We start from the raw sequence: 14221 nt of genomic DNA, 5'->3' as shown, positions 1-14221 counted from the left end.
GATCACTTCCTGGCGGGCGGGCGCGGCGCCATTCCGGCGGCCGCGCACCTCTTTCCGGAACGCTTTGTCACGCTGATGCAGCTTGTGCAAGCCGGCCAGGTTGAGGCCGCGCGCGACTGCTTCGACCCATTGCGCCCCCTGATCCGGTTGCTGTTCAGCGAGCCCAATCCCGCGCCGGTCAAGCGCGCGCTGGCCATGCAGGGCCTCATCGCCGACGAGTTGCGCATGCCGATGATGCCCGCCAGCCGCGACCTGGGCGCGAAGCTGAGGCGGGCCATGAGCCTTATCCCGGCATCGGCTGAGCGGCTGCAGACAGCCTGAAGATCGACACGGCGCGGGCCAGATCGCCCGCCTGACCGTGCAGCGCCGCGGCAGACGCCGCAAACTCCTCAACCAGCGCGGCGTTCTGCTGGGTCGCCTCGTCCAGATGCGTCACGGTCTGGTTGATCTGCTCGATGCCCGCGCTCTGTTCGCCGGACGCCGTGGCGATCTCGCTCATCAGCGGCGCGCTGGTCGCTGCCGATTCCAGTACGCTTCCCATCGTGGCGCTCGCCTGTTCCACCCGCTGGCTGCCCCGCGCCACGGCGTCGGACGACGCTTCGATCAGCGACTTGATCTCCTTGGCGGCGGTGGCGGACCGCTGCGCCAGCGCCCGCACTTCGCCGGCCACCACCGCAAAACCGCGCCCCTGTTCGCCCGCCCGGGCGGCTTCGACGGCGGCGTTCAGTGCCAGGATGTTGGTCTGGAACGCGATCACGTCGATCAGGCCGATGATCTCGTCGATGCGCTGCGAACTTTGCGAGATCTCACGCATCGCGTCGATCGCATGCTGCGTCTCGTCGCTGCCCTGCCGCGCCAGCCGCGCGGCCTCGCCGGCCAGCGCGCTGACCTCACGCACGTGCTCGGCGCTTTGCCGTGCGGTGGCGGTGATTTCCTCCACGCTGGCCGCAGTCTGTTCCAAGGCGGCGGCCTGCTTTTCGGTGCGGTCGGACAGGTCGACACTGCCCGCGGCAATCTGGCGCGATGCGGCCGCAATGGACGCCGTGGAATGCACGATGCTGCGCACCGCCGCGTCCAGCCGCTGCTGCATCCGCGCCATGGCGTCGAACAGGCGGCCGATCTCGCCCCGGTGATGACGCGAGATGCCGCTGGACAGGTCGCCATTGGCCACGCGCTCGCACACGGCCACTGCCTCGTTCAAGGGCCGCAAGATGTGCGTGCTGAAAAAGCGCAGCGCCGCCGTCAGCACCAATGCAAGCAGCGCCAGCGTCACGCTGCCCTGCCGCCACAGCGTGCCGTAGAACGCCGCATCGACGTCGTCCACGTACAGGCCCGTGAACATCAGCCAGCCCCATTCCGCGTCATAGGCCGCGTAAGTCAGCTTGGGCAACGGGTCCTCGGAACCGGGACGCGGAAACAGGTAGCGCACATAGCCACCGCCCGCCTTGCCCTGCGCGTAAAGGTTTTCAAATAGCGGCTGCCCCTGGCTGTCGCGCGTGGCGCGCACGTTCGTGCCCACCAGCTTCGCGTCGGGATGCACCAGCAGATCGTAGTCGTCGCCAAACGCGCCTACATAACCGTCCCCGCCGTACCGCAACTGGGACAGTTGGCGGGCCACGTCGCGCTTGGCCTCGGCCAGCGGCACACCTTCCTGCACGCGCTGCTTGCCGCCGCGGACGATGCCCGCGGCCATATCCAGGACATGCCGAAGCTCCGTCTTGCGGTCGTCCACCATCTCGGCACGGCGCTGCCAGGCGTCCCACGCGCCCAGCGCCAGGACGGCGGCGCCAATGGCAAACACGAACCACAACAGTTCCCTACGCAAGCTGGAAGTACTCATCGACTCTTCTTTGACACGCCACCGATTAGAAACAATATCTATCTTGATGTGACGTTTTATGTAATTTGGCCGTCGAGCATACCCTTTCAAACTGCGTTTGGATTCGATTTGATTAGTCACTTTGATCTAGCTCAAGTCCGATAAAAAAAACGCAAGGCGTGTCGCTCCTTGCGTTCTTTTGGGACCGGTTGCGGGACTGCGCCCCGCGCGAATTCAACCCACGGACTGGGACGTCTGCGGGACCTTGCGCGCCGGACGCGCCGTCGTCAGCGCAATCAACGTCACCGTGATCAGCGCGTAAGTGGGCACGCTGCGCATGTTGCGGAACATCATCTCGGTCAGGCTGAAGGCGCAGTAGCTCAGGCAGAACAGGAGGCCCATCTGGGCGCCCACGCGGATCACGCGTTCATCACTGGCCAAACGCCTGAAGAAAATGGCTGCCGGCAGAAGATATAGCGTCAGCATGCTCAGGAGGCCGAGCACGCCGTACCCTGCCAGCGCCGCCAGCAGGTCGTTGTGCGGCTCGCCGAAACCGTCGACAACTTCCTGCGTCACGATGCCCTGCCCTTGCAGCACACGCAGTTCGTCGCGGAACTTGCTGGGACCCATGCCCACGACCGGGCTTTTTTCAAACATCAGGATTGCGGCATGCCACAGTTGCAACCGGATGCCGAAGGACGTGTCACGGTTGGCCGAGGTGGCGAACCCCTGCACGTCGTGGGTGATCTCCTGCATGCGGCTGCTGAACGTCCAGATGGCCGCCGCACTGACGACCAGCGCCACGCTCACAGCCAGTGCACAGTACACCTTGTGGCGCCGCCGCCAGTTGCGCAGGCCCAGCAGGAACACGAGTCCCAGAATGGGCAGCAGCATCCAGCTGCTGCGGGTTTCGGACATCCAGGTCGCGCACACGGCCAGCGCCGCGGCCAGGACCTTCAGGCCGGTCTCCAGTCGCGGCCAGCGCGATCCGGGGCCCCAGCCGAGCGACAGCAAGGTCATGCCCCCGAACAGCAGCACCATGTTCGCAAAGGCCACGGCGTTATAGCGTCCACCGACCTCGACCACCGCGCCGCGGCCACCCGTGAGCATCATCGCGATCAGCAGGATGGAGCCGGCAAGCGCGCCGGCCAATACGGTCCATTCGATATGGCGCAGCAGCCGCTGCGGCGCGCGCAGCAGCAGCCACAACACGGGTAGGGCCAGTGCAAAGCGAAGCAGCTTTTCGAGTTCGGAATTGCTCCACACGCTTTTCACGGAAGACGTAATCAGCATACAGACGAGTGGGGACAGCAGCGCCAACGCCATGGGCCAGAGCGCCTGGAAATCCATGGGCTCGTAGCGCTTCACCGCATTGACGCCAATGGCCGTCAGCGCGATCAATGCACTCAGGTACAGCACGGCGGGACCGCCAACGGGACTGGTCAGCGCCAGGGCGGGCATAAGCAGCACCAGCCAGGCGACCAGATTTACATACATTCGGGGCACAACAATCAACCTGAAAAGAACGATGCACATGCAATACGCATGATGCGGGTGGTTAGACAAAACCCGCCCGCCATGACGGCGGGCGGGTTTTGCTCAAAATCGAGATCGGGCCCCAAGCTCACAACGGCAGCCTGGCAAGGAGGCCCGGCCGAGGCTTACATGTTCTCGATCATCACCTGGCCAAAGCCCGAGCACGACACCTGCGTGGCGCCTTCCAGCAGGCGGGCAAAGTCGTACGTGACCTTCTTGGACTGGATCGACTTTTCCATGCTGGAAATGATGAGATCCGCGGCTTCGGTCCAGCCCATGTGACGCAGCATCATTTCCGCCGACAGGATTTCGGAACCGGGGTTCACGTAGTCCTTGCCGGCGTACTTGGGCGCCGTGCCGTGGGTGGCTTCGAACATGGCTACGGAGTCGGACATGTTGGCGCCCGGTGCGATGCCAATGCCGCCCACCTGCGCGGCCAGCGCGTCGGAGATGTAGTCGCCGTTCAGGTTCAGCGTGGCGATGACGTCGTATTCGGCCGGACGCAGCAGGATCTGCTGCAGAAACGCGTCGGCGATCACATCCTTGACGATGATCTCGCGGCCGGTCTTGGGATTCTTGAACTTGCACCACGGGCCGCCGTCGATCAGCTGCGCGCCGAATTCCTTCTGCAGGAGCTCATAGCCCCAATCGCGGAAGCCGCCTTCGGTGAACTTCATGATGTTGCCCTTGTGCACCAGCGTCAGCGACGTGCGGTCGTTGTCGATGACGTACTGCGCGGCCTTGCGCACCAGGCGCTCGGTGCCTTCGCGCGACACGGGCTTGATGCCGATGGACGAGGTGTTCGGGAAACGGATCTTCTTGACGCCGAGCTTGGTCTGCAGGAACTGGATCAGCTCCTTGGCCTGCTCGCTCTCGGCCATGTATTCAATGCCGGCGTAGATGTCTTCCGAGTTCTCGCGGAAGATCACCATGTTGGTCTTTTCGGGCTCGCGCACCGGGGACGGCACGCCCTTGAAATACGCAACGGGACGCAGGCAGACGTACAGGTCGAGCTGCTGGCGCAGCGCCACGTTCAGCGACCGGATGCCGCCGCCGACCGGGGTGGTCAGCGGGCCCTTGATGGAAACCACGTAGTCTTTGACGACTTCCAGGGTTTCGTCGGGCAGCCACACGTCAGGACCGTAGACCTTGGTGGCCTTCTCGCCGGCATAGACTTCCATCCAATGGATCTTGCGCTTGCCGCCGTAGGCCTTCTGCACCGCCGCGTCGACCACCTTGATCATGACGGGGGTGATGTCGGCGCCCGTGCCGTCGCCTTCGATGAAGGGGATGATGGGCTGGTCAGGCACATTCAGCGAGAAATCGGCGTTGACCGCAATTTTCTGGCCGCCGGCGGGAACCTTGATATGTTGGTAGGACATGAATGCTCCATTTGCTCCGGGTGGTTTTCTTGCACGCGCCAGGATCGGACAGCGTCCGATTCCGCGGGTTATACCGCCTCCTGCGAACCGCACACCGGATGGCGGATAGCAACCCATTCTATATCGCAAAGCGCCGGGCGAAACCGGCGGTCCGCGCGGGGCGGTAAAATAAAGCGCCCACATCCTGCTTTTGGCCCCCACCCGAATGTTCAATCCCTCCCGCGACCAAGTCCGCGAATTCTTCATTGAAACCTGGCGCAAACATCGCGCCAACGAGGTCCTGACCCCGCTGGAGGCTATTGCGCTGGACTGGATCATCGAGCATCCCGAATACCACGCGGACCTCGAAAGCCCGGACGCCATGACGGCCGAATACGCGGTGGAAAAAGGCCGCACCAATCCGTTCCTGCACCTGTCCATGCACCTGGCCATCGCGGAACAATTGTCAATCGACCATCCGCCGGGCATTCGCCAGGCCTACCAGCAGTTCACCGCGCGCTCGGATGCGCATCACGCCGCGCACGAAATCATGGAATGCCTGGGCCAGGTGGTCTGGGAAGCGCAGCGCCTCGGCACGCCGCTGGACAGCGACACGTACATCGACCTGATCCGCCGCCGCGCCAGCCTCTGACCCAAAGAAAAAAACCCTCGCTAGCGAGGGTTTTTCATTCACGTCGGCCGAAGCCGTTGCGTCCTAGCGGCGCACGCCCAGATCGCTGGGCAGCGTCGCCAGCCACGCCGACACGTTGGAAATGTCCTGGTCGGAAAGCTGCGTGGCGAAGGCGCCCATGATCGGGTTCTTGCGCACGTTGGCCGTGGCGGCGCTGCCGGAGGCGCCCCGCTTGTAGGCCTTCAACGCATGCGCCAGGTAGTCGGCATGCTGCCCGGCCAACGTCGGATAGGCAGGATCCACCGCCGTCTTGGCGTCGGCGCCATGGCACGAGGCGCAGTTGAATTTCTCGAAGACGGCCTTGCCGGCCGCCAGATCCTGCGCCGGAGCGGCAGTGCCCCAGATGGCCAGGGTCGCGCCCGCAAGGGCAAGCATGGTGCGATTCATTGTTTTGCCCCCTTATTTGAGATTCGAGTAGTACGCGGCCAAGTCGGCAATGTCCTGATCGGACAAGCTGCCGGCAACGGCGTCCATCGTGGGATGGCTGCGCGCGCCTTTCTTGTACTCGTTGAGGGCGGTTTCGATGTACTTGGCGTTTTGGCCAGCAATCATCGGTACGTGGTAAAGCTCGGGAAACGATGCCTTGTAGCCAGGGATGCCATGGCAACCGATGCACATCGAAACCTTGTCGCGGGCATTCTGGACATTACCGACCGGCGCTGCGTCTGCAGCAACAGCCTGGCCGGCGATCGCACAGGATGCCATCGTGGCCAACACGGAAACCGTGTACTTCAGAGAGGTTCGCAACTTCATTGGAATGACTCTTCTTGGTATGGCTAAGGACTAGGGCCTGCTCACACGAAAAGGCCCTCTGCAAACACGTTGCGGGTGGAACCCAAAGCAAAACCGCCTGATTGTACGATAATTGCTCAGGATTAATACCTTGCGTTAGTGTTGATCCCAATCAAACCACAGAAGCCATCAGACCATGTCCGCAGCCCAGACCGCCTCCTCCGCCAAGCCAGTCCGCTTCGATGGCACCGACAGCTACGTCGCCACCGACGATCTCAAGCTCGCCGTGAACGCCGCCCTCACCTTGCAGCGCCCGCTGCTCATCAAGGGCGAACCCGGCACCGGCAAGACAATGCTGGCCGAGGAAGTGGCCCGCGCGCTGGGCCGGCCGCTGCTGCAATGGCACATCAAGTCCACCACCAAGGCGCATCAGGGTCTGTACGAATACGACGCCGTGTCGCGCCTGCGCGATTCGCAGCTGGGTGACGAAAAAGTCCGCGACATCCGCAACTACATCGTGCAAGGCACGCTGTGGCAGGCGTTCCAGTCGCACGAGCCGGTGGTGCTGCTGATCGACGAGATCGACAAGGCCGACATCGAATTCCCCAATGACCTGCTGCGCGAACTGGACCGCATGGAATTCCATGTCTACGAAACGCGCGAGACCATCGCCGCGCGCCACCGTCCACTCGTCATCATCACGTCCAACAACGAAAAGGACCTGCCCGACGCGTTCCTGCGCCGCTGCTTCTTTCACTACATCCGCTTTCCGGACCGCGAGACGATGCGCGATATCGTGGCCGTCCACTACCCCGATCTGAAGCAGGACGTGCTGCGCGCCGCGCTGGACACGTTCTTCTCGCTGCGCGATGCGCCCGGGCTGAAGAAAAAGCCGTCCACGTCCGAACTGCTGGACTGGCTGCGGCTCTTGCTGGCCGAAGACGTCACGGCCGCGCAGATCGACGCGCACACGGCCACCGCCGTGCCGCTGATGGCGGGCGCGCTGCTCAAGAACGAGCAGGACGTGCATTTGCTCGAACGCCTGGCGGCCATGACGCGCGGCGGCCAGCGCCGCTGATCCGGCATCCACGGGCGGCCCGCACATGCTGATCGACTTCTTCTATCACCTCCGGGCGCGCAAGCTGCCCGTCTCGGTCAACGAATACCTGACGCTGGTGGACGCCCTGCGTCAGGACCTGATGTCGCCCACGCTGGACGAGTTCTACTTCCTGGCGCGCGCCACACTCGTCAAGGACGAGTCCCTCTACGACCGCTACGACAAGGCCTTCGGCGCGTATTACCGCGGCATCGAAGCCGCGCTGCCCGCGGGCAAGGACATTCCGCTCGACTGGCTGATCAAGCAATTCGAGAAAAGCCTGTCGCCCGAAGAAAAGGCCGCCATCGAAAAGCACGGGTGGGACAAACTGATGGAGCTCTTCAAGGAGCGCCTGGACGAGCAGAAGGAACGCCACGCCGGCGGCAGCAAGTGGATCGGAACGGGCGGCACCTCGCCGTTCGGCAACGGGGGCTATCACCCCGAAGGCATCCGCGTGGGCGGCGCATCGGCCGGCAACCGCACGGCGGTCAAGGTCTGGGACATGCGCCAGTTCAAGGACTACGACGATCAGGTCGAACTGGGCACGCGCAATTTCAAGGTGGCGCTGCGCCGCCTGCGCCGCTTCGCGCGCCAGGGCGCCGAACTGGAACTGGACCTGGACGACACCATCGCCAGCACGGCGCGCAACGCGGGGCATCTGGACCTGCGCATGATCCCGGAGCGCCACAACACGGTGAAGGTACTGATGCTGCTGGACGTGGGCGGCAGCATGGACGATCACATCGGGCGGGTCGAGGAACTGTTCTCTGCAGCACGCAGCGAGTTCCGCAACCTCGAGGTCTACTACTTCCACAACTGCCCGTACGAAAGCCTGTGGCAAAGCAACCGCCGCCGCCAGAACGAGCGCTTCGACACCTGGGACGTGCTGCGCAAGTACAACCCGGACTGGCGCCTGATCATCGTGGGCGACGCCACGATGAGCCCCTACGAAATCCTGCAGCCGGGGGGCTCGGTTGAACACTACAACAAGGAACCCGGCGCCGAATGGATGCGCCGGCTGCTGGAAGCCTGGCCCAAATCGGTCTGGTTGAACCCCGAACCCACGGCTTCCTGGCAATATCGCCAGTCCATTGCGTTGATGCGCGACATCATGCAGGACCGCATGTATCCCGTGACCGTTGCTGGTCTGGAACAGGCGATGCGGGTGCTGTCGAAGTAGATCGCGCCGTCGCGGCGGCGATGCCGCCGCCGCGGTTGGCGATCTTAGCCGTCGACCGGTTTTTCCGGCGTCTCAAGCGTCAACTGATAGAACGCCAGATCGAGCCAGCGCCCGAATTTGAAGCCGGCCTGGCGGATCGTGCCCGCATGCACGAATCCCAGCTTTTCATGCAGGCGGATGCTGCCCTGGTTCGAGGCGTCGATACCGCCGACCATCACGTGCACGCCATTGGCGCGCGCCCGTTCGATCAGGATGGCCATCATCGCTTCGCCCAGGCCGCGGCCGCGAAAACGCCCGTCCACGTACACGGAATGCTCGACCGAATACTTGAAGGCGGGAAACGCACGAAACGTGCCGTAGCTGGCAAACGCCATCAATTCGCCGTCCGCATTCTCAAGCCCCACGACGGGAAAACCGCCCTGCTGCTTGGTCTTGAACCATCCATCCATGGCCTCACGCGGCCGCGGCTTGTAGTCATACAGCGCGGTGGACGTTGCGATGGCGTCATTGAAGATGGCCAGGATCTGGTCGGCGTGGCGCTCGTGCGTGCAGTCGACCAGCGTGGCGTCCTGCGGGGCGCGGAGTTCGGCGGGCGTTTTCATGGCCGGAATTTTAGCGACGGCGCCAACTGCCCGCATGAAGAAGCCGAAAAAAAACCGGCGATGACGCCGGTTCAGTGAAACGTTGCCGCTTCTGGCCACTCTCAGGCGGCGCGGCTCTCCACAGATCGATGCGCGCTGGTGCTCATGTGGCGCAAACCGGGGCATTGCCGCCACGACAATTCGTCGGCGTCCATGTCCAGGTCGAACAAATCTTGCGCGGCGGGCCACGGATGGGAGCGCATGGTGGCGCCCTCCATTTCAAGCACATGGCCGGCAAATCCGCGAGGCGACCCACCGCACTCCGCGAAATACCGCTGCGAACTCAGGTCCACCACATAGGTGGTCATGTCATGGGTAAGTATGGCCACGTATTGGCCGTCATCACTGGCATAAGCGTATTGAAACTGTCCTTTGATGCCGTCGCCTTTGAGGGCGTTACCGGTCAGTTGGGACAAGGCACGCGTGACGATTTCGGTCAGCATGGGTCGTTCCTCCGTAGAATGCGCCGGCAGGATGCCGGCGGCGAAGGCGCGAACGACAAGCACCGGCGCCGCGTCGAGGCAGCGTCTGGCGTTGGACGGGAAGCCGGTAAGACGGCCGTCGCGCATCCCGTCAGCAACAGCTAATGCGTCCTTGAAAGCTTACACCCGCGACCGGAAGTGGTTCAAATCCCCTGGGAAAACGGGACTGCTGCATCGCACCATCAAGCCAGGTGCGGGTTGGCGGTGCATCAAGCCGCCGCAAAGATGGCGCCATCGCTGGCGCCGCCCGCCTCCCGCCGCCAGCGCCAGGTCTCGCGTCCAAGGCGGTACAGCACATGCGCGCGCAGCGGGTGCCCTGCGGGCACGGCCGGATGGTCAAAGAGGTCCGGGTCTGCGGCCATGCCCAGACGGTCCATCACGGCGCGCGAGCGCACGTTGTCCGTAGCCGTGAAAGCGACGATTTCTTCCGCGCCCACCTGTTCAAAGCCGACCCGCAATGCGGCATCAGCCGCTTCACTGGCGTAGCCCCGTCCCCAGAACGGTTGCGCGAGGCGCCAGCCGATCTCCACGCCAGGCGCGAAAGGCAGCGTGGGGGCCAGCGGCTTGATGCCGACGAAACCGATGAAGGGCGCCACGCCCGGCGCCTCCACGGCCCAGAAGCCCCAGCCGTGCTCGTCAATGCCGGCAGCCAGCCTGTCGGCCAAGGCATCGCTTTCCTGGGGCGTCATCGGCAACAGGAACTGCGTCACCTGCGGGTCGGCATTCAGGGCGGCGAAAGGCTTGCGGTCCGCCGCGCGCCATTGCCGCAGCACGAGGCGGGGCGTTTCGACTTCGATGTTCAGGGACATATCAACTTCCTCGGCATGGCGGCCGGCGATGGGCAATCCTGCGATGGCGGCAAGTGCGCCCTTCCCGCCCGCCTGAACCATTGCCAACGTATACACTCCAACGGATTCTGCCATGCCAAAGGAATAGTCCGCCATGCGCTTGTCCCTGTCGAAGCTGCCGCGCCCGCTAGGCGTGCTGCTGTTTTCCTCCTTCCTGGCCTTTCAGGCCGGAGCCGCCAGCCTGCCGGCCGGCGTCACGGAGGCCGCCTCGATCGAAGGCATCACCGAATACCGCCTCGCCAATGGCCTGCGGGTGCTCCTGGTACCCGACGAATCCAAGCCATCCACCACGGTCAACATGACGTACCTGGTGGGCTCGCGCAACGAAAACTACGGCCAGACCGGCATGGCGCACCTGTTGGAGCACATGCTGTTCAAGGGCACGTCGACCACCCGCAACGCCATGGGCGAGTTCTCCCGCCGCGGATTGCAGGCCAACGGCTCGACGTCCAGCGACCGCACCAATTACTTCGCCAGCTTCGCGGCCAACCCCGAGACGCTGAAGTGGTACCTCGGCTGGCAGGCCGACGCGATGGTCAATTCGCTGATCGCCAAGGAAGACCTGGACTCGGAAATGACCGTGGTCCGCAACGAAATGGAAAGTGGCGAGAACAACCCGTTCCGCATCCTGATGCAGAAGATGCAGGCTGCCGCCTACCAGTGGCACAGCTATGGCAAGAACACGATCGGCGCGCGTTCCGACGTCGAGAACGTGGATATCGGCCAGCTGCGCGCCTTCTATCACGAGTATTACCAGCCGGACAACGCCGTGCTGATCGTGGCGGGCAAGTTCGACCCGCAGACGACGCTGGCGGACATCGAGGCCACGCTGGGCAAGCTGCCCAAGCCCGACCGCAAGCTGCCGCCTGAATACACGGTGGAGCCGACGCAGGACGGCGAACGCTCGGTGACGCTGCGCCGCACCGGCGGCACACCGCTGGTCGCGGCGATGTATCACATCCCGGCCGGCGGCAGCGCGGACTTCGTGCCGTTCGACCTGGCGACCACGATCCTGGCGGACACCCCGTCGGGCCGCCTGTACCATGCCCTGGTGCCGACCAAGCTGGCCTCGGGCGTGTTCGGTTTCACGATGGAAAACCTGGACCCGGGACTGGCGATGTTCGCCGCGCAACTGACGCCGGGCAAGGATCTGGACGCCGCGATGAAGGCGATGACGGGCACGCTGGAGACGCTCGACAAGAAGCCCTTCACGGAGCAGGAACTGGACCGCGCGCGCAGCAAGTGGCTGACGTCCTGGGAACAGACGTATAGCGATCCGGAACAGGTGGGCGTGGCGCTGTCCGAAGCGATCGCAGCGGGCGACTGGCGCCTGTTCTTCCTGCAGCGCGACCGCGCGCGCAAGGCAACGCTGGCCGAGGTGCAAAAGGCCGCGACGACCTATCTGGTGCAGAGCAACCGCATCGAAGGCCGCTACATTCCGACCGAGAAGCCGGTGCGTGCGCCGCAGACGGAACGCGTGGACCTCACCGCGGTCTTCAAGGACTACAAGGGTGATCCGGACTTCAAGGCGGCGTCGGCGTTCGATCCCTCGCCGGCCAACATCGACAAGCTGACGCAACGCACGACGCTTGATCTGCCGAATGGTCCGGTGAAACTGGCGCTGCTGCCCAAGGCGACGCGCGGCAGCCGTGTGCAGGCGCAGATGCTGATCCAGTTCGGCAACGAGAAGGACCTGCTGGGCCAGCGCGTCAATTCCAGCGCAGCGGCGGACCTGCTGCTGCGCGGCACGGACAAACTGTCGCGCCAGGATATCCAGGACCGTCTGGACAAGCTGCAGGCCGAACTTGGCTTCAGTGGCGGCGGCACGACGCTGAAGGTGGCGATGTCGACCAAGGGCGAGAATCTGCCGGAGTTGACGGCGCTGGCGCTGGAAATAATCCGCAACGCCAGCTTCCCGAAGGAGCAGGTCGAGGAATATCAACGCCAACTTGAAACGTCGATCCAGAACGCGATGACGGAGCCTTCGGCCCTGGCCGGACGCGCGCTGGCGCGCCACGACAACCCGTGGCCTGCGGACGACCTGCGTTATGTGCCGACGTTCGAGGAATCGCTGGCTAGCGTGCGCGGCCTGAACCGCGAAGCGCTGGCAACGTTCCACGCCAAGTTCTACGGCGCGGGCGATATCGAGTTCTCGGCGGTGGGCGACTTCGAACCCGCTGCGGTGGAGAAGTCGCTGCGTACGGGACTGGCCGGATGGAAGAAGGCGCCGGCCTACACCCGCGTGCCGAACCCGTACCGCGACGTGCCGGCCAAGCAGTTCGACATCGATACGCCGGACAAGGCCAATGCGTTCTATCTGTCGCGCATGCCGTTGAAGGTGCAGGATACGGACGCGGACTATCCGGCGCTGTACCTGGCCAATTACCTGTTCGGTGCGTCGGAGACGTCGCGCTTGTGGAACCGGGTGCGCGAGACAGAAGGCCTGTCGTATAACGTGCGCAGCTCGCTGTCGGTGTCGGCGTTTGAACCGACTGCAAGCTGGAGCATTTACGCGATCTATGCGCCGCAGAATCGCGAGCGGCTGGAGAAGGCGATCAACGAGGAACTGGCGCGAGTGCTGAAGGACGGTTTCTCGGAGAAGGAAATCACGGAGGGCATCACAGCGCTGCTGAACTACCGGAATCTGGCTCGTGCGCAGGACGACGTGTTGGCAAGCACGTGGCTGGATTACCTGGAGCGCGGCCGTACGTTCGCGTGGTCTGCGGAAATGGACAAGAAGATTTCCGCCTTGACGCCGGAGACGGTGAACGCGGCGCTGCGCAAGTATGTGCGTCCGGACGGGTTCAGCACGGCGCTGGCGGGGGATTTCAAGAAGCCCTGATGCACCCTCTCTTTTGGAAAGCCCCTGCTTCGGCAGGGGTTTTTTTTGCATAGTCGATGTTGGGCTTCGGCCCACCAGGTCCAAAGTTGGGCTTGACCATTCCACTGGTGGGGCCAATTCTTTCCGTCTGATCTATTACTCGGTTATTTGGAAAGATGTTTTCAGGGATTAAGGGTTTATCCCAGGTGGGAAGGCGCGCACAATTCAGTCCATCGGGAACAGCAAACGAACCACGACGGAGTGCCGCCGGATTCGGTCCCTCTTTACGACGAATTGGAGGTCTCACCATGAAAACCCTAGCAACCACCCTTTTCCTATCCCTGGCCCTGGCCGGTTTCGGCGCACAAGCCGCGGGCGTTGAGCAAGCAAAGAGCAGCGCCCAAGTGGCGACGGAACTGCAAGCAGCGAAGGCAAGCGGCCAGTACACGTTCGGCGAGCTGGACTATCCGCCCGCCCTGCCCCAAAAGACCAGCCTGAGCTCGCAGGAAGTGCAAGCCGAGCTGCAGCAAGCCAAGGTCAGCGGTCAATACACGTTCGGCGAATTGCAGTACCCGCCGGTCGTTGCAACGTCGAGCAGCGCAAAGTCGCGCGCTGACGTCCAGCAGGAACTGGCGCAAGCGAAGGCCAGCGGTCAATACACGTTCGGCGAGCTCGAGTACCCGCCGATCAGCCGGTGAGCTGCTTGCTGTAGCCCGGCCGGCCTCGGGTGGCATCATGGCCTGAGGCCGGTATTTTCGGTGTACAGCGGCGGTCGAAGTAGCAGTAGCAGTAGTCGTTGAAGTCAGCAGTTGAAGTTCGCAGTCAGCAGTTGAAGTTGCAGTTGAAGTTGCAGTTGAAGTTGCAGTTGAAGTGGTAGTAGCTAAGAGGCCGTGGCGATTGTCGCGGTCTCTTTTTTTTGCGTCGGGATTTTGCTGGGCTGCCATTTGGGTTCTTTAGCGCCTGGCGCGGCCGCGGCACTCGGCGCGCGGGGCCACGATTGCGGTCCGGAGCCTT

Annotated in this window: 14 protein-coding genes; 6 read left to right on the top strand and 8 right to left on the bottom strand. The window is 63.6% G+C overall.

Annotated elements, in window-relative coordinates; translation table 11 throughout:
- A partial coding sequence (locus B3446_RS16710) for a dihydrodipicolinate synthase family protein (RefSeq protein WP_291383495.1) occupies positions 1 to 321 on the top strand: 321 nt, incomplete at its 5' end.
- On the opposite strand, the gene B3446_RS16705 is transcribed toward B3446_RS16710, so the two are convergent.
- The 3 genes from B3446_RS16705 to icd form a co-directional block, all read right to left on the bottom strand.
- Positions 284 to 1840 carry a methyl-accepting chemotaxis protein gene (locus B3446_RS16705; RefSeq protein WP_291383493.1) on the bottom strand — a complete coding sequence of 519 codons (1557 nt, stop codon included), beginning with the start codon at positions 1838 to 1840 and terminating at the stop codon, positions 284 to 286. The genes B3446_RS16710 and B3446_RS16705 overlap by 38 nt on opposite strands.
- Before the next feature lie 213 nt (positions 1841 to 2053).
- Positions 2054 to 3325 (bottom strand): O-antigen ligase family protein, encoded by a 1272-nt coding sequence (locus tag B3446_RS16700; RefSeq protein ID WP_291383491.1) that lies wholly within the window; start codon positions 3323 to 3325, stop codon positions 2054 to 2056.
- Positions 3326 to 3480: 155 nt separating this feature from the next.
- Complete coding sequence (gene icd / locus B3446_RS16695) at positions 3481 to 4737, bottom strand: NADP-dependent isocitrate dehydrogenase (protein ID WP_056568692.1); 1257 nt, start codon at positions 4735 to 4737, stop codon at positions 3481 to 3483.
- A 205-nt stretch (positions 4738 to 4942) separates the two neighbouring features.
- Here icd and B3446_RS16690 point away from each other — a divergent pair, with 205 nt between their 5' ends.
- Positions 4943 to 5368 (top strand): DUF1841 family protein, encoded by a 426-nt coding sequence (locus B3446_RS16690; RefSeq protein WP_291383488.1) that lies wholly within the window; start codon positions 4943 to 4945, stop codon positions 5366 to 5368.
- Positions 5369 to 5431: 63 nt separating this feature from the next.
- On the opposite strand, the gene B3446_RS16685 is transcribed toward B3446_RS16690, so the two are convergent.
- Positions 5432 to 5794, bottom strand: a complete 363-nt coding sequence (locus B3446_RS16685; RefSeq protein WP_191577697.1) for a c-type cytochrome — start codon at positions 5792 to 5794, stop codon at positions 5432 to 5434.
- Between the two features lie 12 nt (positions 5795 to 5806).
- Positions 5807 to 6160, bottom strand: a complete 354-nt coding sequence (locus B3446_RS16680) for a c-type cytochrome (RefSeq protein ID WP_056568700.1) — start codon at positions 6158 to 6160, stop codon at positions 5807 to 5809.
- A 175-nt stretch (positions 6161 to 6335) separates the two neighbouring features.
- Between B3446_RS16680 and B3446_RS16675 the strand changes: the two genes are divergently transcribed.
- Entirely contained in the window at positions 6336 to 7217 is an 882-nt protein-coding gene (locus tag B3446_RS16675; RefSeq protein WP_175123151.1) for an AAA family ATPase, read from the top strand.
- Between the two features lie 25 nt (positions 7218 to 7242).
- Entirely contained in the window at positions 7243 to 8415 is a 1173-nt protein-coding gene (locus tag B3446_RS16670) for a vWA domain-containing protein (protein WP_291383485.1), read from the top strand.
- A 44-nt stretch (positions 8416 to 8459) separates the two neighbouring features.
- Here B3446_RS16670 and B3446_RS16665 read toward each other — a convergent pair whose 3' ends face one another.
- The 3 genes from B3446_RS16665 to B3446_RS16655 form a co-directional block, all read right to left on the bottom strand.
- A complete protein-coding gene (locus B3446_RS16665) occupies positions 8460 to 9017 on the bottom strand; it encodes a GNAT family N-acetyltransferase (protein WP_291383483.1) in 558 nt (185 codons plus the stop codon).
- Positions 9018 to 9118: 101 nt separating this feature from the next.
- The gene (locus tag B3446_RS16660) at positions 9119 to 9499 is read right to left on the bottom strand and encodes a hypothetical protein (RefSeq protein WP_191577700.1); all 381 of its coding nucleotides are present in this window, start codon (positions 9497 to 9499) and stop codon (positions 9119 to 9121) included.
- A 248-nt stretch (positions 9500 to 9747) separates the two neighbouring features.
- Positions 9748 to 10347, bottom strand: coding sequence for a GNAT family N-acetyltransferase (locus tag B3446_RS16655; RefSeq protein ID WP_191577701.1), 600 nt, complete (start codon positions 10345 to 10347; stop codon positions 9748 to 9750).
- A gap of 133 nt (positions 10348 to 10480) precedes the next feature.
- Here B3446_RS16655 and B3446_RS16650 point away from each other — a divergent pair, with 133 nt between their 5' ends.
- The gene (locus B3446_RS16650) at positions 10481 to 13228 is read left to right on the top strand and encodes a M16 family metallopeptidase (RefSeq protein WP_191577702.1); all 2748 of its coding nucleotides are present in this window, start codon (positions 10481 to 10483) and stop codon (positions 13226 to 13228) included.
- A gap of 287 nt (positions 13229 to 13515) precedes the next feature.
- Positions 13516 to 13905: a DUF4148 domain-containing protein gene (locus B3446_RS16645; protein WP_291383479.1), complete on the top strand. Its 390-nt coding sequence runs from the start codon at positions 13516 to 13518 to the stop codon at positions 13903 to 13905.
- Positions 13906 to 14221: the final 316 nt, after the last annotated feature.

It is taken from the genome of Achromobacter sp. UBA5777 (genome assembly GCF_002418565.1).
Classification (GTDB): domain Bacteria; phylum Pseudomonadota; class Gammaproteobacteria; order Burkholderiales; family Burkholderiaceae_B; genus Achromobacter; species Achromobacter animicus.
Note: the sequence above shows the minus strand (reverse complement) of the source record. Positions and strands in the feature narration are given on the sequence as shown.

What these genes read in the sequence shown, in the direction of transcription:
- B3446_RS16665 (WP_291383483.1), bottom strand. Translation starts at nt 9,017, where the DNA reads ATGAAAACGCCCGCCGAACTCCGCGCCCCGCAGGACGCCACGCTGGTC.
- B3446_RS16705 (WP_291383493.1), bottom strand. Translation starts at nt 1,840, where the DNA reads ATGAGTACTTCCAGCTTGCGTAGGGAACTGTTGTGGTTCGTGTTTGCC.
- B3446_RS16690 (WP_291383488.1), top strand. Translation starts at nt 4,943, where the DNA reads ATGTTCAATCCCTCCCGCGACCAAGTCCGCGAATTCTTCATTGAAACC.
- B3446_RS16655 (WP_191577701.1), bottom strand. Translation starts at nt 10,347, where the DNA reads ATGTCCCTGAACATCGAAGTCGAAACGCCCCGCCTCGTGCTGCGGCAA.
- B3446_RS16650 (WP_191577702.1), top strand. Translation starts at nt 10,481, where the DNA reads ATGCGCTTGTCCCTGTCGAAGCTGCCGCGCCCGCTAGGCGTGCTGCTG.
- B3446_RS16645 (WP_291383479.1), top strand. Translation starts at nt 13,516, where the DNA reads ATGAAAACCCTAGCAACCACCCTTTTCCTATCCCTGGCCCTGGCCGGT.
- B3446_RS16685 (WP_191577697.1), bottom strand. Translation starts at nt 5,794, where the DNA reads ATGAATCGCACCATGCTTGCCCTTGCGGGCGCGACCCTGGCCATCTGG.
- icd (WP_056568692.1), bottom strand. Translation starts at nt 4,737, where the DNA reads ATGTCCTACCAACATATCAAGGTTCCCGCCGGCGGCCAGAAAATTGCG.
- B3446_RS16670 (WP_291383485.1), top strand. Translation starts at nt 7,243, where the DNA reads ATGCTGATCGACTTCTTCTATCACCTCCGGGCGCGCAAGCTGCCCGTC.
- B3446_RS16680 (WP_056568700.1), bottom strand. Translation starts at nt 6,160, where the DNA reads ATGAAGTTGCGAACCTCTCTGAAGTACACGGTTTCCGTGTTGGCCACG.
- B3446_RS16660 (WP_191577700.1), bottom strand. Translation starts at nt 9,499, where the DNA reads ATGCTGACCGAAATCGTCACGCGTGCCTTGTCCCAACTGACCGGTAAC.
- B3446_RS16675 (WP_175123151.1), top strand. Translation starts at nt 6,336, where the DNA reads ATGTCCGCAGCCCAGACCGCCTCCTCCGCCAAGCCAGTCCGCTTCGAT.